General features: G+C 58.1%; 22 protein-coding genes and 1 riboswitch. Of the genes, 11 read left to right on the plus strand and 11 right to left on the minus strand.

Features of this window, described 5'->3' with window-relative positions; all coding sequences use genetic code 11:
* Nucleotides 1–214: 214 nt before the first annotated feature.
* The 6 genes from OW521_RS15785 to OW521_RS15810 form a co-directional block, all read right to left on the minus strand.
* Nucleotides 215–1,561, minus strand: coding sequence for an LCP family protein (locus tag OW521_RS15785; protein ID WP_268020564.1), 1,347 nt, complete (start codon nucleotides 1,559–1,561; stop codon nucleotides 215–217).
* A gap of 94 nt (nucleotides 1,562–1,655) precedes the next feature.
* On the minus strand, nucleotides 1,656–2,957 hold the full coding sequence (locus OW521_RS15790; protein ID WP_268020566.1) for a magnesium transporter MgtE N-terminal domain-containing protein: 1,302 nt from the start codon (nucleotides 2,955–2,957) through the stop codon (nucleotides 1,656–1,658).
* Between the two features lie 64 nt (nucleotides 2,958–3,021).
* Nucleotides 3,022–4,677: an NRAMP family divalent metal transporter gene (locus tag OW521_RS15795; protein ID WP_268020567.1), complete on the minus strand. Its 1,656-nt coding sequence runs from the start codon at nucleotides 4,675–4,677 to the stop codon at nucleotides 3,022–3,024.
* 250 nt (nucleotides 4,678–4,927) lie between these two features.
* Nucleotides 4,928–5,098: riboswitch (M-box (ykoK) riboswitch) on the minus strand.
* A 97-nt stretch (nucleotides 5,099–5,195) separates the two neighbouring features.
* On the minus strand, nucleotides 5,196–5,711 hold the full coding sequence (locus OW521_RS15800) for a DUF2127 domain-containing protein (protein WP_268020568.1): 516 nt from the start codon (nucleotides 5,709–5,711) through the stop codon (nucleotides 5,196–5,198).
* An 88-nt stretch (nucleotides 5,712–5,799) separates the two neighbouring features.
* Nucleotides 5,800–6,267 carry a peptidase gene (locus tag OW521_RS15805; RefSeq protein ID WP_268020569.1) on the minus strand — a complete coding sequence of 156 codons (468 nt, stop codon included), beginning with the start codon at nucleotides 6,265–6,267 and terminating at the stop codon, nucleotides 5,800–5,802.
* Nucleotides 6,264–6,629, minus strand: coding sequence for an ArsR/SmtB family transcription factor (locus OW521_RS15810; protein ID WP_268020570.1), 366 nt, complete (start codon nucleotides 6,627–6,629; stop codon nucleotides 6,264–6,266). The genes OW521_RS15805 and OW521_RS15810 overlap by 4 nt, the downstream gene beginning before the upstream one ends.
* Before the next feature lie 67 nt (nucleotides 6,630–6,696).
* Between OW521_RS15810 and OW521_RS15815 the strand changes: the two genes are divergently transcribed.
* The 3 genes from OW521_RS15815 to galU all read left to right on the plus strand — a co-directional run bounded on the left by OW521_RS15815 (nucleotide 6,697) and on the right by galU (nucleotide 9,571).
* Nucleotides 6,697–8,079, plus strand: coding sequence for an LCP family protein (locus OW521_RS15815; protein WP_268020571.1), 1,383 nt, complete (start codon nucleotides 6,697–6,699; stop codon nucleotides 8,077–8,079).
* A 49-nt stretch (nucleotides 8,080–8,128) separates the two neighbouring features.
* Nucleotides 8,129–8,605, plus strand: coding sequence for a carboxymuconolactone decarboxylase family protein (locus OW521_RS15820; protein WP_268020572.1), 477 nt, complete (start codon nucleotides 8,129–8,131; stop codon nucleotides 8,603–8,605).
* A gap of 75 nt (nucleotides 8,606–8,680) precedes the next feature.
* A complete protein-coding gene (galU, locus tag OW521_RS15825; protein WP_268020573.1) occupies nucleotides 8,681–9,571 on the plus strand; it encodes a UTP--glucose-1-phosphate uridylyltransferase GalU in 891 nt (296 codons plus the stop codon).
* Here galU and OW521_RS15830 read toward each other — a convergent pair.
* The 5 genes from OW521_RS15830 to OW521_RS15850 form a co-directional block, all read right to left on the minus strand.
* Nucleotides 9,568–10,170 (minus strand): arsenate reductase/protein-tyrosine-phosphatase family protein, encoded by a 603-nt coding sequence (locus OW521_RS15830; protein ID WP_268020574.1) that lies wholly within the window; start codon nucleotides 10,168–10,170, stop codon nucleotides 9,568–9,570. The genes galU and OW521_RS15830 overlap by 4 nt on opposite strands.
* A 301-nt stretch (nucleotides 10,171–10,471) precedes the next feature.
* Nucleotides 10,472–11,080 carry an LPXTG cell wall anchor domain-containing protein gene (locus OW521_RS15835; protein ID WP_268020575.1) on the minus strand — a complete coding sequence of 203 codons (609 nt, stop codon included), beginning with the start codon at nucleotides 11,078–11,080 and terminating at the stop codon, nucleotides 10,472–10,474.
* Between the two features lie 185 nt (nucleotides 11,081–11,265).
* On the minus strand, nucleotides 11,266–13,149 hold the full coding sequence (locus OW521_RS15840; protein ID WP_268020576.1) for a DUF4012 domain-containing protein: 1,884 nt from the start codon (nucleotides 13,147–13,149) through the stop codon (nucleotides 11,266–11,268).
* Nucleotides 13,150–13,260: 111 nt separating this feature from the next.
* Nucleotides 13,261–14,682 (minus strand): sugar transferase, encoded by a 1,422-nt coding sequence (locus OW521_RS15845; protein WP_268020577.1) that lies wholly within the window; start codon nucleotides 14,680–14,682, stop codon nucleotides 13,261–13,263.
* 334 nt (nucleotides 14,683–15,016) lie between these two features.
* Complete coding sequence (locus OW521_RS15850) at nucleotides 15,017–16,483, minus strand: polysaccharide biosynthesis tyrosine autokinase (RefSeq protein WP_268020578.1); 1,467 nt, start codon at nucleotides 16,481–16,483, stop codon at nucleotides 15,017–15,019.
* A gap of 876 nt (nucleotides 16,484–17,359) precedes the next feature.
* On the opposite strand from OW521_RS15850, the gene OW521_RS15855 reads away from it, so the two are divergent.
* The 8 genes from OW521_RS15855 to OW521_RS15890 all read left to right on the plus strand — a co-directional run bounded on the left by OW521_RS15855 (nucleotide 17,360) and on the right by OW521_RS15890 (nucleotide 24,536).
* Nucleotides 17,360–18,547, plus strand: coding sequence for a glycosyltransferase family 4 protein (locus OW521_RS15855; RefSeq protein WP_268020579.1), 1,188 nt, complete (start codon nucleotides 17,360–17,362; stop codon nucleotides 18,545–18,547).
* Nucleotides 18,548–19,007: 460 nt separating this feature from the next.
* Nucleotides 19,008–20,039 carry a glycosyltransferase gene (locus tag OW521_RS15860; RefSeq protein WP_268025918.1) on the plus strand — a complete coding sequence of 344 codons (1,032 nt, stop codon included), beginning with the start codon at nucleotides 19,008–19,010 and terminating at the stop codon, nucleotides 20,037–20,039.
* A gap of 83 nt (nucleotides 20,040–20,122) precedes the next feature.
* The gene (locus OW521_RS15865) at nucleotides 20,123–20,371 is read left to right on the plus strand and encodes a glycosyltransferase family 2 protein (protein WP_268020580.1); all 249 of its coding nucleotides are present in this window, start codon (nucleotides 20,123–20,125) and stop codon (nucleotides 20,369–20,371) included.
* 61 nt (nucleotides 20,372–20,432) lie between these two features.
* A protein-coding gene (locus OW521_RS15870) for an IS3 family transposase (protein ID WP_268020581.1) occupies nucleotides 20,433–21,580 on the plus strand; the annotation gives its coding sequence in 2 pieces (ribosomal slippage) (nucleotides 20,433–20,706 and nucleotides 20,706–21,580; 1,149 coding nt in all).
* Nucleotides 21,581–21,953: 373 nt separating this feature from the next.
* Nucleotides 21,954–22,382, plus strand: a complete 429-nt coding sequence (locus OW521_RS15875; RefSeq protein ID WP_268020582.1) for a glycosyltransferase family 2 protein — start codon at nucleotides 21,954–21,956, stop codon at nucleotides 22,380–22,382.
* Nucleotides 22,383–22,467: 85 nt separating this feature from the next.
* Complete coding sequence (locus OW521_RS24195; RefSeq protein WP_326494039.1) at nucleotides 22,468–22,950, plus strand: acyltransferase; 483 nt, start codon at nucleotides 22,468–22,470, stop codon at nucleotides 22,948–22,950.
* A 21-nt stretch (nucleotides 22,951–22,971) separates the two neighbouring features.
* Complete coding sequence (locus OW521_RS15885) at nucleotides 22,972–23,667, plus strand: hypothetical protein (protein WP_268020583.1); 696 nt, start codon at nucleotides 22,972–22,974, stop codon at nucleotides 23,665–23,667.
* Nucleotides 23,668–23,720: 53 nt separating this feature from the next.
* Complete coding sequence (locus OW521_RS15890) at nucleotides 23,721–24,536, plus strand: hypothetical protein (RefSeq protein WP_268020584.1); 816 nt, start codon at nucleotides 23,721–23,723, stop codon at nucleotides 24,534–24,536.
* Nucleotide 24,537: the final 1 nt, after the last annotated feature.

The following is a 24,537-nucleotide window of genomic DNA, read 5'->3' on the forward strand; positions in this document are numbered from 1 at the left end:
TGAGTTGCAAAGGGTGTGCTTGTGATTGCGAGCGTTTTGTTGCATGCACCATTCCTGCCGCTTGCCGTCATGGTCGCCGGAGGATGGCTCGGCCGCTATCCTGATCCCGCGCAAACGGAAGGCCACTGGTCGGGCTAGGCAGCGTCCGATCCTGGCAGGCGTTCGCGTGGACAGCTCGTCAGATCCGCTTTTGAATCCCGCCCCAGGATTGCTTTCATTTGACGCAGGGGATGGTACCGCCTTGAAGGGCTCCCGTTGAGTCGGCATACGTGCTCGTCGTCGCGGCCGGTGCCGGGTTGGCCGGTGCCGGGTTGGCGGGCGCCGGGTTGGCGGGCGCTGGGGATTCGGGTGCGGCATTCGCCGGAGCTGAGGCCGGTTCCGGGGCGGTGGAGCTCGTACCCGGGGCTGGCTGTGTTGCCGGCGGGGCTGGGGTGAGGAGTTCCTTCACGGTGGCTTGCACTTCGTTGATGTCCACGGTGTTGATGGAGGCGCCGTCCGGGGACCAGCCGAAACCGGTGATCGGCAGGGTGGTGAAGGCTATGTTGCCTCCGGTCAGGGAGGTTGCCTGCTGGGCCAGTTCGATCAGGTTCAGCTCGGAATCGACCACGATGTTCTTGCTCACGGCGTTCAGGACGCCCTGCATTTTGCCGATGTCGGTGAAAGTTCCGGCCTGCTTGAGCTGGCGGGACACGGAGGTGATGAAGGCCTGCTGGCGGCGTTCGCGGTCCAGGTCCGAGAACTGGTAGTTCGGGTCAGTTGTGTCCCGGCGCTGCCGGACGAAGGCCATGGCCTGTTTGGCATCGATCTGCTGCATGCCGGCTTTGAAGTCTGCCCCGGAGAAGGTGTCCTGGGTGGCCCGGTTGACGCACACGGTGATGGGTGCGATTGCCTGGGCCGTCTGGTAGAACGCGGCCATGGTGACTTCGATGAAGTGGTCCACGTGCACGCCGCCCAGGAACTGGGTGACGGTCGCGATCTCGGCCTTGCGTCCGGCGTCGCGCGCTGCCTGGTAAGTGGCGTCGTCATCGGCTTTACCGGCGTTGATCAGCGAGCTTTTTGCGGCGTCGAATCCGTAACCGTAGGCTTCCTTGATCTTGGCGTTGAAGGGCCCGCTTCCGGGGATGCCGCTGACCTGGACGTAGTCATCCCGGGGAATCGAGATACCCGTCGCCTTGGAACCGTCCGCAGGGATGTGGATAAGCATCAGAACGTTGGAGTTGTAACCGCCGATGCTCTGGTCCCCGGCATGGAGTGCGTCGTACATTTCCGGCGGAAGAGGCTGGCCCTTCTCGTCAACCCGGGTATCCAATCCCATGACCAGGATGTTGGTGTCCTTGCTTAACTTCGGGACATCCTGACCGTTCAGGGCGTCTGAACGGTGGAGGTTCGCGTTGAAACCGAGCACGGTCCCGCCCACATAGACGATGACGCCCACCACCAGTGCGGCAGCGGTCAGCGCGGCGACGAAGACAATCCTGCGACGTCGGAACTTGCGGTCCCGGTCACGTTTCAGGAGTTGCTCATACAGCGACAGCCGTTGCGCGTTGTTGGGTTCAATCATCGGGTTCTTTCACTTTCTGGAGGGGCCGGGCCAACGGACAGCACCCGTGGGTGCCCGGCAGAAAGCCGGGCACCCACGTGGGGGAGGGCGTGTCTTAGTGGCTGGTGCGCGTCTCGGACTGGGCGTGGTTGCTGCCCGGAGCCGCGCGGTTGTGTTCGCGGCGGGCCCAGTCGCTCGGGATCGCCGCTTCAAGGGCGTCATCAACCGTGATGACGCCGAGAATCCGGCGCTCGGGGTCCAGCACAGGGAGGGTGAGGAGGTTGAAGTCAGCCATGGTGGTTGTTACTTCGATGATGTCATCGCCGGGCTGTGCGCTGACGGGCTCGGGGTCGGCCACGTCGCCGAGGGTTTTGCTCGGGTCCGATTGCAGGGCCTGGACCAGACCAATGACGCCTGCGAGCGTTCCGTCCGGGTGGAGGGAATAGATGGTGGTCAGTGCTTCCGGCTGTTGGGCCGTGGCAGTCCGGACGCTGTCGATGGCCTCCGCCACGGTGGTGGTCGAGGGAAGTGCCGTGTAGTCGGTTCCCATCAGCCCGCCGGCCGTCGCGTCGTGGTAGCCAAGGAGCGCCATGACTTTGGCGTTCTGGGTTGCGGGTAGGAGAGCCAGGATCGCTTTGCGGCGTTCCTGGGGCAGGTCCATGACGGCATCGGCGGCATCGTCGGCGCGCATGTGGGCCAGGACGTCCGCGACGTCCCGGTCACTGCGGTCCTTCAGGATGCGGGACTGGCGGTCGTCGTCGAGCTCTTCAAAGACATCCGCTTCAAGTTCCGGGTCGTTGTGCACCTGCGCGAGGAGTTCGTGCTGTTCCTTGCCGGAGGAGTCCTCGATGAGGTCGGCGATCTGGGCCGGCTTCATCTTCCGGAAGCGTGCCGGATCCGAGCGCACCTTGCTGGAGTCCTCGTGCCCTATGAGGGGCATGAACTGGTTCCAGTCGCGGGTCGCGTGGGGCTTGTGGCTGCGCTCGGTCTTGAACCAGCGTGGCTTGTGGACGTCGAGTCCGGTGGCCTCCCAGGATTCTCCGGTCTGGCGGAGTTCTATGTCGTAGGCCTTGACCATGATGGTGCGTTCGGTGTCGATGAGTCGGTGCCCTAGGACGTCTTCCTTGAGCAGGACTTCGCCTTCGCGCCGGCTGAAGGGGCGCAGGTCCAGCTTGGTGGTGCGCAGCCGGACACGGTGGGCCTCGATGCCGGCCAGGTCTTCGACGCTGGTGAAGATCTGGGTGTTGCCCACATCGATGACCAGGCCGCTGAGCGTGGGGTAGGAGCCGTCGCGGAGCCGGACGATGACGTCGGCCAGGACGCCGATCTGGTTGCCCTTGGGGTCGAGGACGGGCTGGCGCACAAGTGTTGAAAGAAGGAAGTGTGGTGCGCCGGTGAGGTCTTGGGTGTTGCTCATCGCTTGGAGCCTTTCGGGTGAAGGGGGCTTGATGGGCCTGTTGTGGAATCTACGCCACCGGGGTTCAGCCGCCAATAGCGAGCTGGACCACGCGTACGATGACCAGGATCATCGCGATCAGGAGGTAGACGCGCAGAACTGTGAGCCCTGCCCTGCGCGCGGTGGAGAGTTTCGGTGCTTCCAGGAGTGTCAGCGGGGGCATTCTCCATTCGCGGCGCTCGGCGTGGCTGACGGCTTCCCGGGCGGGGCCGGGCCGGAAGGCGCGGTAGATCACATAGCCGATGCAGCCGAGCAGGCAGGCGCCGGCACCGATGAAGATGATCGCGACGATGGTTTCCCCGGTCATGTCCGGGAACAGGACGCTTGAGGTCAGGACCAGGGACAGGATCACGAGGATGCCGATGATGAACACGGTGAAGATGTTCAGGAACTTGCCGTTGACCCAAGGTCCGAGCACTTGCTTGTCGTTGCACAGCAGCAGCAGGAACACGGTGGCGGACGGCAGCAGGACGCCGGCAAGGACCTGAACCCCGACGGTCATCAGGCCAAGGGGCGCTCCGGGGATCAGAACGACGATGGCCGAGATCAGCAGGATGCCGGCAAAGACGGCGTAGAAGCCCTTGGCGTCGGTGAACTTGCGGTGCAGGGAGTGCTTCAGGCCAAGAACGTCACCGAGTGCGTAGGACGTGGACAGGCCAACTGCTGCGGCGCCGATGATCGAAGCGTCAATCAGGGCGACGGCGAACAGCACGCCTGCGGTCTTTCCGACGTACTTCTCCAGTCCGTCGGCAACGCCTCCGGCGTCGGTGAAGTTTCCGAATTCGGGCTGGCCGCCGAACGTCGCGGCCGTGAATCCCATGATCGCCGCCGCGCCCACAATGACGATGGCGATGCCGATCCAGAGGTCGGCCTTTTCGTAGTTGATGAAGCGCGGGGTGATGCGCTTGTCGATCAGGTAGGACTGCTGGAAGAACAGCTGCCAGGGCGCAATGGTGGTGCCGACGATTCCGATGATGAGCATTGTCACTGTTGACAGATCCGAACCAGCAGGAACACTGGGGACCACGAAGTCGTGGGCTATCTGGCCCATGTCCGGGTGCACCATCACGATGATCGGAACCAGCAACAGGGATCCTGCCACGAGGGTCATGCAGACACGTTCGAAACGCTTGAGGGATCCCGTGGAGGCCGCCCCGATGATGATCGCGGCTGCCACAAGGACTCCGATGACCTTCGGGATGCCGAGGTAGTCAAGGCCGAGGCTGATGCCGATGAACTCGGTCACGATCGTGAGGGCGTTCAGGATGAACAGGTCGATCACGCTGAACGCACCCCAGAACTTGCCGAACCTTTCCAGGATGAGCCGTGCGTGGCCCACACCGGTGACGACGCCGAGCCTGAGCACCATTTCCTGGTTGACGTAGAGCACGGGAACCAGCAACAGGAGGGTCCAGAGCAGCGACGTGCCGTAGTTCTGGCCGGCCTGCGTGTACGTGCCGAACGCTCCGGCGTCGTTGTCACCGACCATCACAATCAGGCCGGGCCCGACGACGGCCAGGAGAGTCTTCAGCTTGGCTTTCCAGCCGCTGCTGGGAGCCTCCTGATCCATCTTGATGGTGCCGAAGGCACCCTTGATGTCGCCGACGTGTGCGCTGTCGAGCGATGCGGTTGCTTTGTGTGCCGCAGGGATTGTGGGCTGCGTGGGGATGTTCGTGGGCATGGGGTGTCCTTCCCGGGACATGAAGACATTCACCCGTGACATGCCGAAAGGCGCCGCCGTCATGGCAGCCGGGTAGAGTCGCGGGCGACTAGTTGGGGGAACAGGCGCAGGCTAAACCTGCGTGAGAAGCTGGATTCAGGGCCGCGTCGAGGCGGCACCACTGGATCGACTATGATCACCACTCATTTGGTGACCACCTCCAATCGGCGCTCTGCACAGCCAGGGAGGAGGCCGGGCATCCCACCCGGCGGTTGCCCCTCCTCGTAAGACCTTTGGCACTTCACGGCGTGAACCCGGAATTCCGGGAGCCAATCGGGGCAACCCCTTAATCCGGGGGAGCCTGTCCTGACCCGGGGCGTCTCTCGACGTTGGGGGTCGCTGGCATGTATCCGCGAAGGAGCCTCAGCTAACGAATGGCACCTTACGTTCCGATGATAGGGCACGGACTTACACCTGACAAACCGGCTTTTCACAATTGTTCACGCGGCAAAAGCACGCCCGATCACCACACGCGTGCCTCAGCCGGCTGAGTGGGATGTGGGGGAGGACTGTTGGTTTCGCGCCCGGTGGAGGCGGTACTCGCGAGCGGTGATCCAGACGATGAAGATGTCGAAGGCCGTCAGGAGGACAAGGCCCCAGGAGAAGGCCACTACAATCCGATAGCCCTGGTAGACGATGAAGACCAGAAGGAATGCGATCATCCACGGGTAGGCCCAGAGCTTGTCCTTGAGGACGGCCCAGACCAGGACGATTTTGACCACTCCGTGGAGCAGCAGGTAGATCGCGCCGAACAGCGACGCCGATACTGAGAGGTTGGAGCTGAAGTGGACCAGGCTATTCGCCACGAAGTCGTGCGGGTCCTGGGCTAGCTCGTGCTGGGTGAGGAACCGGACCAGATCTCCGATCTGCTCGGGTGTAATCACTAGGAGGAGTATGCCGCCCACCAGCTCAAGAACACCGTCCAGGCCCTTCAGGATGAGGCTGACGCGAAATGTTCTGTCGAGCAGTGTTGTTCCGGGTTGATTCGTTCTCATGACACACTTCCCTTCGGTACCTCAAGATACATTCAAAGGCGCAGTGGATGCGCCGGCGGAAAGAACTTCGGTAAAGCGTCCGATGAATTCAGATATCGCTGAGCCCGACGCCTGAGTCATCGAGGCAGGGCGAACGTTTTCCGGCCGGGGCGCCGATGGATCTGCGGCAGACGCAAGGGTGTCCCGGGACCGCCGGCATCGACAACCAGACGAACCGTTCCATTTTGTTGTAATTGCCGAAGTGCAGCACCGCCCCGTCCAGCTTCGGTGCGAGGTCACGGCTGACACTGACGGCTAGTTCCTGTGTGTCGTTTCGGCCGGTGGTGGATTCGTGGCCGGGCAGTTCGGTGACAAGGCACTTGAGGTATTTTTTGGGCTCCGTCCGGGAAAAGTAGAGCCCTTGTTTGCGGCAGCCGCCAGAGCCCTGATAACAGTGCAGGGTCCCGCCGAAGATCTTGATCATCATCGCCGCTTCCGTGGTCACGGTGAAGCTGCCGTGGTCCGGGATCTGAACCATGACGCTGGTGAGGCCCACCATTGCGGGCTGCCGGCTCACACCTCGTCCATGATGTCGGCGTGGTGGTGGCGGGGTGTTCCGTCAAGGGAGTGTTCGGCTTGGAAGATGGCATCGGTGACGAGTTGGCGGACGTGCTGGTTCGCGAGGCGGTAGTACACACGGGTTCCGGCTTGTCTCGTGGTAACAACGCGCCCGAGGCGCAATTTGGCCAGATGCTGGGAAACCGCTGCCTGGGATTTGTGGACAAGTTCCGCCAGTTGGGTGACCGGTAATTCGCCGTCGCGCAACGCAAGAATAATACGGACCCGGGTGGCATCGGCGAGTATCGTAAAGACTTCGACCGCAAGTTCCACGTACTGGCTGTCTGGCTCACGCCCGCATAAAGCGTTATCTGCATCCATGCTTATATTGTTTCATACGAATACAACGAGGTATGCAAGGTGCCGTTCGTTAGCTGAGGAGATCTTCATGAATGATGGGCACCACCGCCGCGGCAGACGACGCAAGGGGGAGGCATTTGCCGCCAAGGAGGCAACTCCCAGCGCCCCCCGGCACATGCGCCGCAAATCTCGGCGCAAATCCATCATCCTGGTCTCCGCTGCCGCCGTGGTGGCACTGGCCGCCACGACTGCCCTCACCTACGTGGGCGGGACGGCGTTTTCAGTCAACAACAACCTCCACAGGTCCGATGTCCTCAGGGATATGAAGGCGTTGCCCCAAGCGGTGCCGAAGTTGAGCCAGGACACGAACATCTTGGTTATGGGTCTGGATACAAGAGTTGACGAGAAGGGCAAGCCCCTTCCCCCGGAGACGTATGACGCCTTGCATGCGGGGGATGAGAACATCGGCGGTTACAACTCCAACGTTCTGATGCTCATCCATATCCCTGCAGACGGTTCCAAGGCGGCGGGTATCTCGATTCCCCGGGATGACTACGTCCAGGTCAGCGGCATACCGGGAAGCGGCCCGTTCAAAGCCAAAATCAAAGAGGCGTACGGTTACGGGTTCGCGGCGGAGAAGACCTCCTTGATTAATGCAGGCAAGCCCGACGACGACGCCACTTATCAGGCAGCGCGCGACGCCGGGCGCAAGGCCGAGATCGCGACCGTCACCCAGTTCCTGGGCGGCGTGCACGTGGACCACTTCATCGAAGTCACCATGGCCGCGTTCTACCAGACGGCCCAGGCAATCGCCCCGATCACCGTGTGCGTCAACCGGGCCACTCAGGACACCTTCTCCGGTGCCGACTTCAAAGCCGGCATGCAGCAGATCGACGCCAAACAGGCCATGGCCTTCGTCCGGCAGCGCCGGGACACCACCGACCCGAACTACCAGTTCTCGGACCTGGACCGGGCGCGCCGCCAACAAGCATTCATAGCTGCTGTCTCCCATCAGCTCAAAGACGCCGGAACTTTCACCGACCTCGGGAAAATGCAGGGTGTCCTGGATGCCGTGAGCAAAAACGTCGTGGTGGACTCCGAGCTGAACCTGATCCAGCTGGCCCAGCAGGCAACCTCCCTGACGGGCGGCAACATTTCCTTCAGCACGCTGCCGATCACCGGTTTCGGCTGGTCCCCTGAAGGCGCCTCCATCAACACGGTGGACCTCAACGAAGTGCAGGCCACCGTCAAAGAGCTTCTCAGTCCGGCCCCGCCGGCCCCTGCAACTACACCGACGACGACGGCGACAGCCGCTCCCGCACCCGTCTCACCCGGGACGGCTACACCCGCAGCTCCACCCGCTCCGGGAGGCGCAAGCCAACCACAAGCCACCCCGTCGGCACCTGCAAGCAACATCTACGCGGATTCCACCGGGGCCCTCCAAGGCGGTGCCACCCCCTGCGTCAAATAGGGGCACGGGTCTCCGGTGGCCTGGAAGTTCTCTCCGATAGGCTCTGTTGATGAGTGAAAATACTCAGCGGCTTGCGGGCTATCTGGACAAGACGCTGCCCGGACTTTATCAAGCGCTGTCCGGCTACGCGGAGCAGGTCACTTCGGAAGCTGACCGGACTGGGATCCCTCGCCGCACGTTGGAGTTGGTGAACTACCGGGCTTCGCAGATCAACGGATGCGCGTTCTGCCTGGACCTGCACCATCGCCGTGCTATTGGCTATGGCGAGACGGAGCAGCGGCTTGCCCTGCTGTCTGTGTATGGCGAGGTGGACCTCTTTAGCGAGGCCGAGAAGGTGGCGCTAGAACTGGCCGAACAGATCACGCGCATGAGCACAGCCCGTCCCACGGCCGAGTTGTTTTCCCGTGCACGTCAGGTCTATACCGAGGAGCAGATCGGTGTGCTGTGCATGGCGTGCATCGGCATCAACGCCTTCAATCGCCTATCCATCCTGAGCGAGCACCCGGTGCGGAAGGCGCGGAACTAGGACTTCCTGACCAGACACGCCGAAAACTTGTATCCGGGATTCGCCCTTTAGAAAATCAATTCGTACGATTTGCCTATGACTATGGGGAAATCAGTTCGTAAAGCAGTTATTCCGGCCGCTGGATTGGGCACGCGCTTCTTGCCTGCCACCAAAGCGATGCCGAAGGAAATGTTGCCGGTAGTAGATGAGCCAGCCATCCAGTACGTGGTTGAGGAGGCTGTGAAGGCTGGCCTGAGCGACTTGCTGATGATCACAGGCCGCAACAAGCGCGCCCTTGAGGACCATTTCGATCGTGCACCTGATCTCGAACGCACTTTGGAACTCAAGGGAGACCGGGTCCGCCTGGACGCCGTGCAGCACGCTTCCGGACTTGGTCCCATCCATTACGTACGCCAGGGCGAACCGAGGGGCTTGGGCCACGCAGTGTTGTGCGCCCGGCAGCATGTGGGTGACGAACCCTTTGCCGTGCTTTTGGGGGACGACCTGATTGACGAGCGCGATCAGCTCCTGTCCACCATGATCGACGTCCAAGCGAAGACCGGCGGCTCGGTCATTGCTCTCATCGAAGTGGAACCTTCACAGATCAGTGCCTATGGCTGTGCTGACATCACGCCCATTGCAGGGGAGGCCTATGTCCGGGTCAACAGCCTTGTGGAGAAGCCTTCGGTTGAAGAAGCGCCGTCAAACTTGGCCGTCATTGGACGCTACGTTCTTCACCCGGCTGTCTTCGATGTCCTGGAAGAAACCGGGCCCGGGCGCGGCGGCGAGATCCAGCTGACCGACGCACTTCAGACCCTCGCCAAAGGAGACGGTGAGGGCGCTGGTGTTTTCGGGGTGGTCTTCCGCGGACGCCGCTACGATACCGGGGACAAGCTCAGCTACTTGAAGGCCGTCATCACCTTGGCGTCCGAGCGGGCCGAGTTCGGTGAAGATCTGAAATCCTGGATGAAGGAATTCCTCGGCTAGGAGGCCTGCATGCTTAGCCGGGCGTAGCGGAGAATCCTGCGGATGGCCGGGGCCAGCTGGTCTTCCATCCGCAGGTAGGCGTCGGCCCCTTGTTTGTAGGGGTCCGCGACGTCGTTGTTTGAGGCCTCTGCCGCCAAAACGAGGTGGCGGACAGACGATGCCCGTGCGGGCAGTTCTCGCCACTGTTGGGTGTAGTCCGAGCCCGACGGCGATGCGTCGCCGCGTTCCTCGAGGGCCGTCACCATTCGCGCGAATTCCCGGATGGTGAAAGTGCGTTTGAGTAGGGAGGCATCCAGCTGCAGAACTTCCCCGCGGTGGTGTGATGCCATGGTGAGCACCAGATCTGATTCCTTCAGAATTTTCGACGTGAGCTGGCGTGCGGCAAAGTTATCGGGTGAGCCGCCGTAGGTGCGGATGATGTCCGCAGACAAAGGTTGGATGGGGCTGCCCACCATGGCCCTCGTGCCGGCGCTACGTACCTCGAAGGCCCCGGGGAGAACTTGGTCCAGGCCCGCTTGAAGCAACCGTTCGGCGACGGGGGAGCGGCAAATGTTGCCGGTGCAAACGGTCAGGATCCGAACGGGTTGGAGCGATTCCAAAGGTAGAGCTCTTTCACTAGCTGGCTGAACTTAGCTTGGACTTGGACGCCTTTGATCTACGAGTGTCTCAGCATGGCAAAAGCGGCCACGCTGAAGGAAACCACGGCCAAGAGGAATAGCAATATTATCGGCCAGATTGGCCTTGAAATGGCCGGAAATCTCGGAATAGCCGGCAAATCGATTCGGAAACTCAGTCTCCCGCGCCTCCGCCAATGTCTCCCCATGTTCATAAGTTACCGTACGCGCAAACAAAGAGGGGTCGTTTCCGAATTACCGGAAACAACCCCTCTTCGTTTTGCATCTAGGCTGCGGCTACTGCTTCGCCCTTTGCGCGACGGCGAACCACCACTACGGAGGCCGTGCCGGCTACAAGTGCACCAGCGCCAACCAAGCCCCACAGAATGAGGCTGGAGTCCACACCGGTGTTGGCCAGGCCTGCACCGGTGTTGGCCAGGCCGGCCCCGCCAGTGTTTGCCAGACCCGCAGTGCTTGCTGAGGAAGCAACTACGGTTGCCGTGACCGTGTGGCCGGAAGTTGCGCCAACGGCAGTCAGCACGTAGGTACCAGCCGAGTTCAGTTGGACGGTGACGGAATAGGCGCCGGCGCTGTTAGCGACGGCGGTCAAGGTAAGCGGTGCTAGCGGAAGTGCACCAGCAACTGCCATGGTGACAGATCCGGTGCCGGGAGCGGCTGCGCCCTGAGCCGTGGTGGTCTGGTTGACCGTAATGTTGACCGTTTCGCCGGCTGCGAAGCCGTTACCGGAGAATACAACGGTTCCGCCGACCCCGACAGTTGCGTTGGAAACGGTGCCCTGCTGAGCCGGAGCCGGGTAATCGACAGCCATTGCTGGAGCCGAAGCGGCAAGAGCGATTGTGCCCGCAAGCGCGAGCACTGCAAGTGATTTCTTCAATTTTTGTCCCCCTGAGACCTTGATACCTGTTTGAGTTCTGATACGTAATTCATTGTGATGACCTGATTTCATCCACCACGATCACGTGAACTGAAATCTGAGACCTACCCCAGAGAGAAGCTACCATCATAAGGCTGCTTACTGCAAAGTAAATCCAAAGCTGTTACAAAGGTTTTACCTGCCGTCTATCCCGCGCCCCCGCAGTTTACCGACTCTATGGGAAGGACTACCTTGTCCAAGGATTGAATTGTTGGAGTCACCACCACCGCCGGTTGGCTTTGCTGCACGATCTTTCCGAAGGTGAATTCGACCGTGGTGCTCTGTCCCGGGGCCAGCTTCATTGTGAGGGTGCCGACAGGTCTGTTGTCATGCTGCTGTGCGCCGAAGGGGACTTTGTTCCCGTCTTGGGTGGCTGTTTCTACTTGGGCCTGAGCCGGCCCATAAACAATGACGTTGCTTTGGGCCTCGCCAGGAGGAATCCCATAGATGCCGCCGCCTGTCACGTAGCTCGGCAACGAGCTGGCTGCGTCGGCCGGGGCAGTGTTTGTGCTGGTGATCCGTACTTTTATCGTCCCGTAACCGTTAGCGGGGCATTGCCTTATGAGCTGAACGGTCCGTTTGACGTAATAATCCATCTTCGCGCCGGTGCCGTCATTGAAGTAGGCGCCAAACTGCGCGGCAGGCACGCTGGGCCCGGATATGGAACCGCTGAGCGGGTACTTGTTGAGCACAGATTGTTCGCTACCTTCGGCAGACCAGAGGAGGATCCTGTGTTCTTCGACCCCCTTCCCGACGCCCGTAAGTAGACCCTTGGCGTCGCCCTTGCCTGATGAGAGGGCGCCAAAGACCTCCTTGGCTACACCCGCGAAGTAGACGTCCTGCAGTTGAGCATTGTTGAACTGGGCGTAGACGTCGGAAAGCAGCGTCTTAACAATGTTATTTCCGGACAGTTGGTTTGGAAGCTTGCCGCCAGTCAGTGCCAGTAATTGCGGGTCCTGAAGACTGACCGGGCCTGTGGCGTCCAAGATGTAGCCGAGCGCGACTGGATCGATCGAGATGGCCCCGTCCAGTCGCTCGTTCTTCTTCTGCTCCCACATCTTCAATGCTGTGGTCGCTGCTGTCGGGAAGTCGGGGGTGAAATTGACATCCTGCATGAACGTTCCCATACGAGTGCTGTAGATGCTCTCCTGCTGAGGGTCAACCGGCACTGGAGGATTGAATTCGCCGAGATCGTGGCCGCTGGTCTGGGAAGACAAACTGATTCTTCCTTTATCCGCCGTGAGAACGGCCAGTGCGCCGGGAATGCCGCCAGTGGCCCGGCTCTCTGCGTTGTTTTGGATAAGGAGCAGGTAGTGCCGCGGTTTCTCAGATCCCAGCATCCCGGGGGCCAACCCGGCAGCGTTGGAGGCTGTGTCCAGGGTGCTCACTATAGTGCTGAGTTGATCCCTAGCCTGCGTCAGCGGTTTTGCGACCTGGGGGAGGAGGCTGCCTGCGTCGATCCCGTTGAGGCGGTCCACAGAGGCGCGCACCGCGTTTGCTGCCGACGCCATTACAGGGGCTGCTTTCCGGATAGGTTCGAGGTCCGTGCCGTGGTTGCTCGGCACGAGTTTGTTCCAGTCGAGGGAGTCGTAGACCTTTACCAAGGGTGCAGCGCCGAGCGTGGCTACGTCGTCGGCCGAGCGGGTAATTTCAACGGTAGCGGAGAAATTCGCGCCCAGCCAGGGAATTGTGGTGGCCAGTGACCAAATTGGATCGGCCGCCGCGTCGCGCGCAGCGGCAGTATGCCGCTTGAGCTCGTCAACGGCGGAGGACGCCTCGGCTTGCCGATTATTGAGAATGCTCTCCTTGAGTTTGGGCACCAGGTGTGTTGACGCCTCAAGTTCGGTTTTAATAGTGGATGCCTTCGCACTTAGCCATGCAGCGCAAGCCCCTGCGAGCACCAGGAAGGCGGCAACGCAAATACTAGTGGTGAGCAGCCGACGGCGGACCCTCTTCCCGGCGTCACCCGGTGCGTTTCGGTTTCCGCCTTGCCTGCTCCCGTTTTCCTTGGAATCTTGGATATTAGCCATTGCTACCGGTGCCAAGATAGTCGCTATAGATGACTGAATTTTGCATAGTGTTGCCTTCCTCGGCACAGAGATAGAGAGCCTTCGGCCGCCGAAAGCTGAACCGGATTCCGCTCAGACCGCGCCGGTACTTGCAAATACTGCTTTGAATGTCTTGAAGAGTATTACCACGTCATTCATGAGCGACCAATTTTCGACATAGTAGAGGTCGAGCCTGATGCTCTGTTCCCAGGTGAGGTTTGACCGTCCACTCACCTGCCAGAGACCGCTCATTCCTGGGCTAACGTAAAGCCTGCGGTGCGCGTCGTCGTCGTAGAGTGCGACCTCCCCCTCGCGTTGGGGGCGAGGCCCTACTAGACTCATACTGCCGCCCAATACGTTCAATAATTGGGGGAGTTCGTCGAGTGAGTATTTACGGAGAAACTGTCCAACACGCGTTATCCGTGGGTCGTTCTGTACCTTAAAGAGCGGCCTGTCGCCAGATCCCTGTTGCTCGAGGAGTACTTGCAGCTCCGCATCGGCGTTTATTTTCATGGACCTGAATTTCAGCATCCTGAAAGTTGTTCCTCGCAGGCCGACGCGTTCCTGAGAATAGAATGTTGGACCGTAGCTGGTCGACTTAACCAAGGCCGCCAGCAGCACGAATAACGGAGAAAGCATGAGCAGGACGACACTGGCGATTAATATGTCGAACGTGCGCTTAGCAACTTTCCTACCACCCGTGAGCTTCGGGGTGGACACATGGATCAGCGGAAGGCCAGCGACGGGCTGCGTGTGAATGCGCGGCCCGGCAATATCAGTAAGTGCTGGCGCCAAGATCATGCCGATGTCCCGGGCCGCAAGCTCCCAACCCAACCGGCGGAGGTCCGCCGGACTCAGAGGAGCCCCAGAGGAGATAGCCACTGCATCAACCCCCGTTGCTTCAATGACTTGCAAGATGGCCTCGACGCTGGCGTCCCCCGCGCTAACTGGGATATCAAGTTCGTTTGCCTGGCCTGTGGTTGCAACGCTGCCCGGAAGATGGACTGCGGCCGGTAAATATCCTGCGGCGGGCTGGCTACGAAGTGATCGAACCAGATGGACAGCAGAGTGGGGGCTGCCAATGATCAGGACTCTGGATGTGCTGCGACCATTCTTTCGGTCCAGACTTAGGTGCTGGCGCAGCAGCCAACGCGCTACGAGTAGGCCGATGACGCCGGCAGGAAACGCGAGCCCCACGAATCCGCGAGCAACGTCGATGCGTACTGCATAAGAGATAACGGCGACGAATCCGAATAACCATCCCGACGCTGCAAACACGCGTTTGTACTCTTCGGGCCCTGCTCCAAGGATTCTAGGCTCGCGTGTACCCCAGAAGCCCAACATCAGCCACCAAGCGACAGCCAATGCGACTGCAAGCGCGACGTACAGGTTGTCGTTTATTACGATGTCGGCGAAACCGAATCGAACCCCGAAAGCGCCAGCGACTGACCAGACGACCACTCCTGCATCAGTTATTTGAAGTTTGCGCAAGTATTTGCGCTCCCACGAGTCCATTTGACCTAGCTCCCCCACTTCTAACCCTGTTCCCATCGACGATAACGGACTGATTTATTTAAATAATGAGCGAGTCACGGCAGATGCCTTGCTGTTCCCCATTGCAACTGTACTGGCCACGCTCGCACTGCCTCGTCGGATCGGGATGTATTTCGCGAGGAATATCGGTGAAAAATGGACCGAATAGGCAACATGGCCTACGCAAAGTAGCCTTCGGTCCTACGGTCCCTATCCACAAGTGCAGTCGGACATGAGTTGTGCTCTTCTAACAGACCTGTCAGGCGCCACCTCGTCCATAACTTCAGCGATGAAGCGCTCGAACCGACAGAGCCCTTCATCTGGAGGCAGGCCGTTCGTTGAATATTGAGTCAAAGTCACCATCGGTTGAAGTACTGGACCTACGAATCCGAGGGGGGTTGCCGGAAGTCTTTCTGGACTTCTTCGACACAGTGTCGTGGCTGTAGTAGCTGTAGGAGTACGCGTCTGGACCCTTCGGGGGTAACAAATTCAGGACAACTCCCAGCAGATCAGCTTGCACCATCTCTAGGGCTGCGATCGACTTTTGCAAATCGGGAGACTTCACCTTGGTAGATCCTATGACCAGGACGACTCCCCCAACTTGCTGTGCCAAGACTGCGGCATCGGTTACGGGAAGTAGTGGCGGTGCATCAATAATTACTGCGTCGAATGCATGTTCGAGTCGGGTTATGAGGGTTTTCATAGCATCCGAGCCCAGCAATTCGCTCGGGTTCGGCGGAATTTGACCGGAAGTCAATACGTAGAGATTGTCCTCCCCCCAGGGTTGCAGCAGATCGTCGACATCAGCTTGTCCGATAAGAGCCGTGGTCAAACCTGCGTTCCTCTCTAAGCCCAGGTACTCGTCCACACGAGGTCGTCTGAGATCGGCATCAATCAGAACGACGGACTGACCACTCTGTGCGATTGCGATCGCGAGGTTCGTAGCGGTGGTCGTTTTTCCCTCTCCGGGGAGGGACGAGGTGAAGAGAACTGCCTTGGAAGCGTGGCTCACATGGGCGAACTGTAGATTCGTCCGTATCTGGCGGAATGACTCCGCTCTGGGGCTTTGAGCAGCAGCCTGGGTGAGAAGCGGCTTTTTCGTGGCGTCGCCATCGTATGAAATGCCCCCGAGAATGGCGGCTTGGGTAATTCGGCGCAGATCATTTTCGCCGCGAACTTTTGTGTCGAGGGTCGCCCTAAGAACCGCAACGCCTGCCCCCAGCGCGAGTCCACAGACGGCTCCCAGCACAAGATACAAGCGAGTGTCTGGCGCGGAAGGCTCAGTTGGAGCGGCTGCTGGCGTTACAACTGAAAGCCTGACGGGAGAAGTTGCACCTTTTGTGGCTGGGCTCTCGATCTTGTCAATGGCGGAGATGAGACTATCGCTTACAGCTTGAGCGATAGCTGCAGCCTGTGCGGGTGATGTGTCGGCCGCAGTGATTGTAATAATCACCGTATTTAGATCAGAACTGGCCTTTATCCGCTTGCTTAGCTCGACGGGAGTAATCTGCAATCCAAGTGAATCAATCGCGGGCTGAAGCACCGCTGGCGTACTCACCGTTTCAACATAAGATTGGACACGCGCTTGACTGAAAGTATTTCCTTGCTGGAGCTCCGATACAGAGCCGGAGCTTTGGATGGCCACGAAAAGCTTGGTCTGCGAGGTGTAGGTCGGCTTTACAACCAAGGATGCGACTGCTGCAACCATCAAGCCGAGTAGCAAGCATGCGACCATCGTGACCCAGTTACGTCGCAACACACGCAAGTAGTCGCTTAACTCCAAAATTGAGACCTTTCTAACCGCTATAAGTCGCCGATTCGCGGCAATTTTCGTTCAGTCTAACCCGAACAGACAGCACGGCTGACACGACCCTTCGAGACTTTGAAAGAAATGTGATCGTGTCATATGCGGGGAGTCCCTTGGGGTTCTGCAGGACGTCCAGGCAACTCGCAGCCTGCGCAGGTGAACTTTTCGCGAACTTGCCGAGGCGAATCTGTGACACCCGCTAGTTCGGACTCATAAGGTGGCCGTACTGAGGAAGTACGGCGGCGAGCCCTCGCGACCGACCGCCCGCGAAAAGCCCTGAGCGTTGACCGGGTAGTCCGTGCTCAAGCTCGGCACGATGTGAAGACCAAAGAAGCATCCTGAGGGACTTAGCTGACGCTAGGCCCTCGACTCCAAATTGCACGTCGCGAACAAACTTCCTTGTATGGAACCGCGGCCAAAACCATTGCCAGATCGGCGTCGGAACTCGGATGAGCAATCGAAACCTTCCCGGAAAGGCCACCACGACGGGAGACGGTCGCCTCATCGGACCGCGAAAACGACAAAATTGCGAGGCTTCGGGCCGAAGATAGGCGCCCAAAGGGAACGTGTGCCTACGGTGGTGGCCGCGAATTGACTCCGCAGCCCTGGAGCCAGTTGCCGAATGGAGAGTGCGGCATGTCGCGAAGCCCCACAAGTTGGAGGCTAACGCGCGCACGACGATATCGTGGTGGTTGCCCGGAGCGTATCAACTATGTGGCTATCATTGCATAGTCGATCCGAGTCGTTGGTCTCCGATACAAGTTCGGAAGGCTCCGGAATGAAGAAGCTTATTGTGGTCGAGACATGTGCCATGCCGCGCGAAGCAGAAGATGAGGGACGATGCACATAGTTATGATCACGAACGTGGTGGCCCCAGACAAACTCGGTGGCCTCGAACGATATGTGCGGGAACTCTCCGCGGAACTCGTTCGTCAAAAACATCGCGTGACAGTCATATCCAAACGTACGAATGATAGCCAATTGGCAACTGAGAATTTTTCAGACGGCGTCTCGGTAGTGCGGTATGACATGCCAAAGAAGACGGATCCTTTCTTTGCGTTGAAGTATCCCTTAGCCACGGCATTTGGTGTAAGTAGATCCCTCAAGAAAATAAAAGTGCAATCACAAGACTCCGTCGTTTTGCACGGGCACTTTCCACTTCCGATGCTAACTATGGCCCTTCTGGGGACACGGTACTTGTATACATGTCACGCGCCTGTTTACAAAGAAATCTTGGATGAACGACAGGCCAGCTATGCATTGCCAAAGGTTCTTCATCAAATTGTCGTGAAGAGTTTCAAACGCGTCGAGCGATTCGTGATGAAGCGAGCAGTTACGGTGATCACTTTGAGTGACTTTGTTGCCGGTGAGGTTGTTGAGATCGGAGCGAAAAAGTATGACGAAGTGCGAAGAATTTCTGGAGGACTAGATACGGAATGGTTCACTCCAGGGCCGAGAACCGCTCTCGATGGGCCAGAGCAGGAGAGGGGCGGTCCCCGTATTTTCACCGCGCGTCGCTTAGTTAAACGCACGGGCGTCGAGTCGCTCATTCGTTCCATGCCGGGTGTACTGGAGCTTGAACCGGGCGCTACCCTGGAAATCGCGGGAGATGGCTCCTTGAAGAAACAGCTCGAAGAAACGGTCGCTGAACTGGACTTGACGAATGCTGTCAAGTTCCTGGGTCGTATCAGTGAGGAAGAGTTGTTGGAATGCTATCGTTCGGCGGACATCGCGGTTACACCGACAAGGAATCTCGAAGGATTCGGACTTGCGACTGCAGAAGCGATGGCCACTGGCGTCGTCCCGTTGGTGACGCCGGTTGGTGCCAACCCGGAGCTCGTTTCGAAATTGTCACCTAACCTGGTCACTTCCGGCACGGAGCCTGAGCAATTAGCATCGGGCATAGTATCTCTGTGGCGGTCTCCTGAGTTGGCAAGTCTGAGAAGTCGAGTACGAGCAGCCGTACATCCAGAAATGGGTTGGCCAGTAGTGGCCGAGAAATATCGTCGTATCTATGAAGCGAGCCGGCCGTCGCTGTGAGGTGGTACACCGCTACCGAGATGCTCGCAATGACCTTGCCCTGTTTGTGACTTTCCCGTGAGCCCGACAATTCTGGTGCTGGTTGAAAGCTGGTTCGTTAGCGTTCGACTGGGCAGCAATCGAGCATGGAGCCTACTGACGCTATTGCTCCCCAATATGGGCAGCCCGCGCTTCATTGATGGAATGGTCCGGCACGACGTTAGGGCCGCTCGGTCGGGTGGCCCGAGAAGACCAGCGGTGCGGGCTTTGGGAGCCATGCTTGTGTCATGCATCGTCATTATTGCCGATCCGATAACCTCATTATTGTGGCTAGTGGCGGGTCTGGCCCGAGCTGTGATGGCAATCGTCTTGATTTCTAGAACCTCCCAGCCGACTGTCGCGAATTCGACACAGATACCAAGGGATAGGAAATTCGTTGCTGCGTATACTTCACGTTACTGAGTCGATGGGAAGCGGAGTGATGATCTCCCTCGCAGGCCTTGCTCGTGCGCAAGCAAAAGCTGGCCACGAGGTCTTTGTCTTACATACAAGGCGTCCAGATACACCGGCTGAGGAGACGCTTGCCGAGTTGTTCCCCGAACCTATTCGACGCAGCGAGATCTCCAGGGATGGTCGTCGAGCAAGTGGCTTTTTCGCCTTGACAATTGGTATATTCAAGGCCTTAACTCAACTGCGTCCCGATGCAATACACCTTCATTCATCTTACGCTGGTGTCTCCGGCCGACTCGTGGCTGGGGTTCTGGGAATGATCTCGCGTACAGTTTACAGTCCTCACGGATTTGCTTTCCTTAATTCGCGCTCGAGGCGGATAAGTGGGTTTGCATTATTGGTGGAAAAATTGCTCAATCGTCTTGGTGGCAAGCTGGCCCTTGTTTCAAACTCGGAAATGACTGCCGCTCGCTCGACATTTGATGCGCGGCGAACTTACGTATTGCAGAATCGAGTGGACATTAGCAAGCTGCCGAAACATCGACACAGAGTGGATGGCAGGTTAAGAGTCGGGACTGTTGGGCGAATCAGTCACTCAAAGGGTCCTTGGAAGTTTGCCGAGGTTGCACGCGAACTCGCTTACGATGCATCGTTCGTTTGGATTGGGGACGGCCCCCAAACTGACAAAGCAAACTGGCTTAGGGATTCGGGTGTCGAGGTGTCGGGCTGGCAAACGCCGGAAAATGCGATCAAGCTGGCGGCGGAACTCGACATATATGTTTCGACGGCGCTGTGGGAAGGTATGCCCCTGGCCGTCATGGAGGCACAGGCGCTCGGAATACCGTGTGTAGTTTCAAATATTGTTGGGAACGTTGACGTAGTTGAGCACGGAATAACGGGATACGTGTGCTCCGACCACCAAACGATTGTGATGGCCATCAAACGCCTGGTAGAAGACGAAGTTCTTCGGAAGTTCATGGGACGTGCTGCAGCAGAACGGGCGAAGATCGTTTTTGCACATGATTCACTTAGCGCAGACTCCATTGAGATATATCGCGCTTAGAGGGTTCCGAGAAAACCATGAATTTACGGATTGGACCGGGATCGTTGATATGTATTCAGTCAATCGAAATAGTTGAGGAATGAATGGGCATTTATCTAACAAAACGAATTGGTGTTGTCACCGTTACTTTCAACAGTGAAGATGTTATTCGAGATTTCCTTGAGAGCCTATGCGCCAATTTGAGTGGTATCGAATTGATCCTTTATGTCGTCGACAATAACTCCAAAGACGAAACAATGCGCATTATTAGTGACTACTCGGATCGAATCGAGATCCGGATTCAAGAAAATGCCGAAAATAGGGGTGTGGCGGCTGGTTGGGTCCCCGGGTAGGAGTCCAGTGTTTGTGTGAGTTTCGTGTCCGAGAATGGACGCAGGAGGAATTTCACGCATCATGGCACGCAGACACACCCCCGAGCAGGTCATCGCGAAGGTCCGGCAGGGGCAGAAAATGCTCAACGACGGACGCCCGATGGTCGAAGTCATCAAGGAACTCCAGATCACCGAGGCGACCTGGTACCGGTGGCTGAACCAGTACGGTTCCGAGAAGAACGCCGAGGCATCCAGGCGGACCAGGGAACTGGAGAAGGAGAACGCCCGGCTCAAGCGGCTGCTGGCTGAGAAGGAACTGGCCATCGACATCCTGAACGAGGTCGCGAAGGGAAAATTCTGAGCCCCGAACCGCGCCGCCGTGCCGTGCGCATGGCAGTGGAGAAGTTCGGGGCGTCCGAGCGCCTTGCCTGCAGAATTCTGGGCCAGAACCGGTCCGTGTTCCGCAAGAAGAAACCCGACATGGGATTCCAGGAGGCCCAGTTGCGGGCGGACCTGAGGGCCGTGGCCGTGAAGCATCCCGCGTGGGGCTGGCGGAAGGCCCGCTGGCACCTCCTGGCCCAGCCTGCATGGGACGGGGTGGCGCTGAACAGGAAGCGGGTCCGCCGACTCTGGCGTGACGAAGGCCTGGCCTGTAAACCCAGGGCACGGAAGAGGCGCAGGACCGGGCCCGGCGCCGGGGAACAGAAGCGCCTCACCGCCCAGTATCCGATGCACGTGGTCAGCTTCGACTTCCAGTCCGACGTGACCTCCTGCGGCCGGCACATACGGTTCTTCAATGTCATCGACGAATACACCCGCACCGCCCTGGCAGTCATTCCGCGCCGGTCCTTCAAGGCCTCCGACGTGGTCGCCGTGCTGGAGGACATCATCGCCGAGACCGGCACCGCACCGACCTACGTCCGCTGCGACAACGGACCTGAATTCACCGCCGCGGCACTGATTGACTGGTGCAACACCGCCGGGGTCGATACCGCGTTCATCGACCCCGGATCACCCTGGCAGAACGGCTTCATCGAATCCTTCAACGCCCAATTCAGAAGGGAACAACTCACAGGAGAAATCATGGACACCATGGCCGAGGCAAGGTATTTGGCCGAGGAATGGAAAGCTATCTACAATCATGAACGGCCCCACGGATCCCTGGACGGCATGACGCCGAAACGCTACTGGGAGAACTGGACGCAGAAAAATCAACTAGCTATCGCATAGACGCTGGACTGCCAACGGGGGCCCAACCACGGCCGGTAACAACCAAGGAACCTCGGCAGCTTTGGCTGATGGTGTGGATTGGATCTTGTTTCTCAATAATGACACAATAATTCCTGAGGACACTATAAGGCGATTGGTTCTTCTTGCGGAAACTGACTCTCTCTCTATCCTGACTCCATCGATAGAAGCGACTGAGCCTCCGAGAACGATCTGGTTTGATGGGGGTTCTATATACCCGAATCGTGGAATGAAGGTAGTGCATGATCGTATGGGCGATAGTTGCTCGACAATCGCGCCTGGCCTACGGACGACCGATTACGCATCGACTTGCTGTTTGTTAGTGAATCCACTTGTATTCGACCGCATTGGCGGCATGGATACTGACTTTTTTGTTTACTTTGACGATGTGGACTTTTCTATTCGCGCACGCGCGGCTGGTTTCCAGTATTGGTTGACCGGAGATCTAACCATCATCCATAAAGCAAGTAGCCTTACAGGTGGCTTTCTCGGATCCTTTACGCTCAGGTGGTTGACGCGGAACTGGGTTCTCACAAGTCGAAAGCACTTATCTCTTTTCGGAAAGCTCAAGGCCTTCACTTATATGCAAGCGTGGATGTTGGCTCGTCTCTTAGTCGGCCGTGACAAGGCAAGCCATTATGTCAAGCGACAGAAGGCTTTCTTTGAGGGCATGGTAGCCCCCGTCTCAGATGATGGTTCGTGGCTATCCAACTCAGAGCTGATCTCTGAAAGTAGTCCGATTGGAAGAATAGTGCGGAAGGAAGCGGCCAGAAATGTCACTTAGCGACTGGGCCTGGAAGGTCATTTCGGTAGCCTATTATCGTAATGTCTTTGGCTCCTTGGGGAGACGGAGCTGGATTAGGAAGCCGATGGCCTTGATTAATCCCAGGCAAGTAGAGATAGGGAATAACTGTTTCATACGTGATGGAGCGCGGTTCGAAGTAGTAAACCGCCCGAATCAGAAGCCGGGGTCTCTTCGAATAGGGAACAATGTAACGATAGAGCAGAACGTCCACATTATAGCCTGCGACTCAGTCGTCATCGAAGACGAGGTTTGCATCACGCCCAGATGCACAATTGTAGACGCCACTCACCCGGTTGGAACCTCGAATAGTGGAAATCGCGGCCGTATTTTGTCGGACGAACCGACGTTCGTAAAAATCTCCAGGAGAGTATTTCTGGGGGCTAATGTTGTGATCTTGCCCAATGTGACAATTGGTGAGAACAGCATAATTGGTGCTGGGTCGGTGGTTTCTCATGACATTCCACCTAACTGCGTTGCCGCGGGATCGCCAGCGAAGGTTATTCGAGTATTTGATGGTGACGGTCTTTCGTTGAGGAATTCGATTTAGTTGGGTTCCGAAGCCGGTCCCGTGATTTCAGGCCAGGAGCATCGCGTTGCCACACTAGCGTCCAATTCCGGCGCGAATGTCCTACGTTCAGTTGCTAGTAGCCTCCTTACGGTTGCTTTGCCGTTTTTGTTGGCGCGTTTGCTCTCGGCGCAGGCATACTCGGCTTGGGTACTGCTATTTGGTATGGCCGCATACGTCATTTACTTTGACTTGGGACTTCAGCCGGTCGTGCAATCCATGGTTGCTCGCTTTGTCGGTACGAATGACCGGGAGTCCACGCGCGATGTGGTCGGAGCAGCACTTCGACTGATGGGACTCGTCGTGATCTGCTGCCTGCCGGTGGCCTGTATTGTGTCGGCAGCCATAAAGTCTTTCTTTCCAGGATTGCCGGACGGTGTTCTCGTTGATTTTCAGATTGCTTTCGTTGTTACGGTTTGCGGTCAGCTCGCGATCCTTATTTCCAACGTTGTTATGGCCTATCACGCCGGAAAGCAGCAGCTGGTTAAACCGTCTTTTCTAGTTGGAGCGTCACGACTGGGGGCGCTTTTGGGAGCCGCCGCCGCAGCTGCTTTTACGAATAATCTAACGGTCACCTCGATCGCTTTGACCCTCCCGCTGCTCATAGGCTTGGGAATTTTGATTTGGCGCCTCCGGGGGAACTTGGCAGAATATCGCGGGAGTCTTCGGGAACCGATGATCGTTCGATATCTCGGATAGGCATCCGAGTCCTACTTGCTTACTCCGGGCCCCTTGTCCTGTGGAATATCTGCATGCTTTTTGTTAACGGTGCTGGCGTTGTGCTTGTGGCGAGACTCGACTACGGTTCTGTTTCCGCGTATGGCGTGGCGAGCATGTTTGTTGCGGTCGTCATTGGACTCGAGAATGCATTTGTTGGGCCGCTTCTTTCCGAGTTTGGAAGGCGTAGCGCCGCTGGAATTGCGGACCCTCGTGACCTGCATGTGTCTTCAACAATCAACGGCGTATTTCTTGTAGCTGTTGGCACGCTGGTTTTGATTGCATTTCCCGCGATCAAGTTGATTTTTCCGGAGCATGTTCGTGAAAGTCTTGGATTCGGTGTGCTTGCTGCAATGATTTTAGGAAATCAGCTTAGGCTGAGCATGACTCCTTTGGCCATGTACTTTATCGCTACCCAGAAGCATAGACGGATAATCCTTCCTCCGATTGTAGAAGCTGCTTCTACGGTTGTGTTTGGAATTCTTCTTGGGCTATTGTTTGGCTTACCTGGCGTCGTGGGCGGAGCCGTTCTTGGTTCCATCGTTGGTGTTGGCCTGAGCCTTACTTGGTCCGTGAGCCTGGCTCGTTTGGAGAACATTGATAGGCGGGATCTAGTACTGAGTGCCATTGTTAAGCCTCTTCTTTGCTTCAGCCCGACGATTGTCGCATCCACACTTGTAGGCTATGACCTTGTGCACCCGGTTTGGTTGTCAGCACTCGTGACCTTGGGTTCTGTACCGATGAGCCTCTTCTTGGTCTGGTTCGTGGCATTCGGAGAACCCGAGAAACGGCTGTTTTCGTCGTTGCTTTGGCATTTGTTTAGACAACGTGGGCCGACCCGAATCAGGTAGT

Source organism: Arthrobacter sp. MMS18-M83, from assembly GCF_026683955.1.
Classification (GTDB): domain Bacteria; phylum Actinomycetota; class Actinomycetes; order Actinomycetales; family Micrococcaceae; genus Arthrobacter.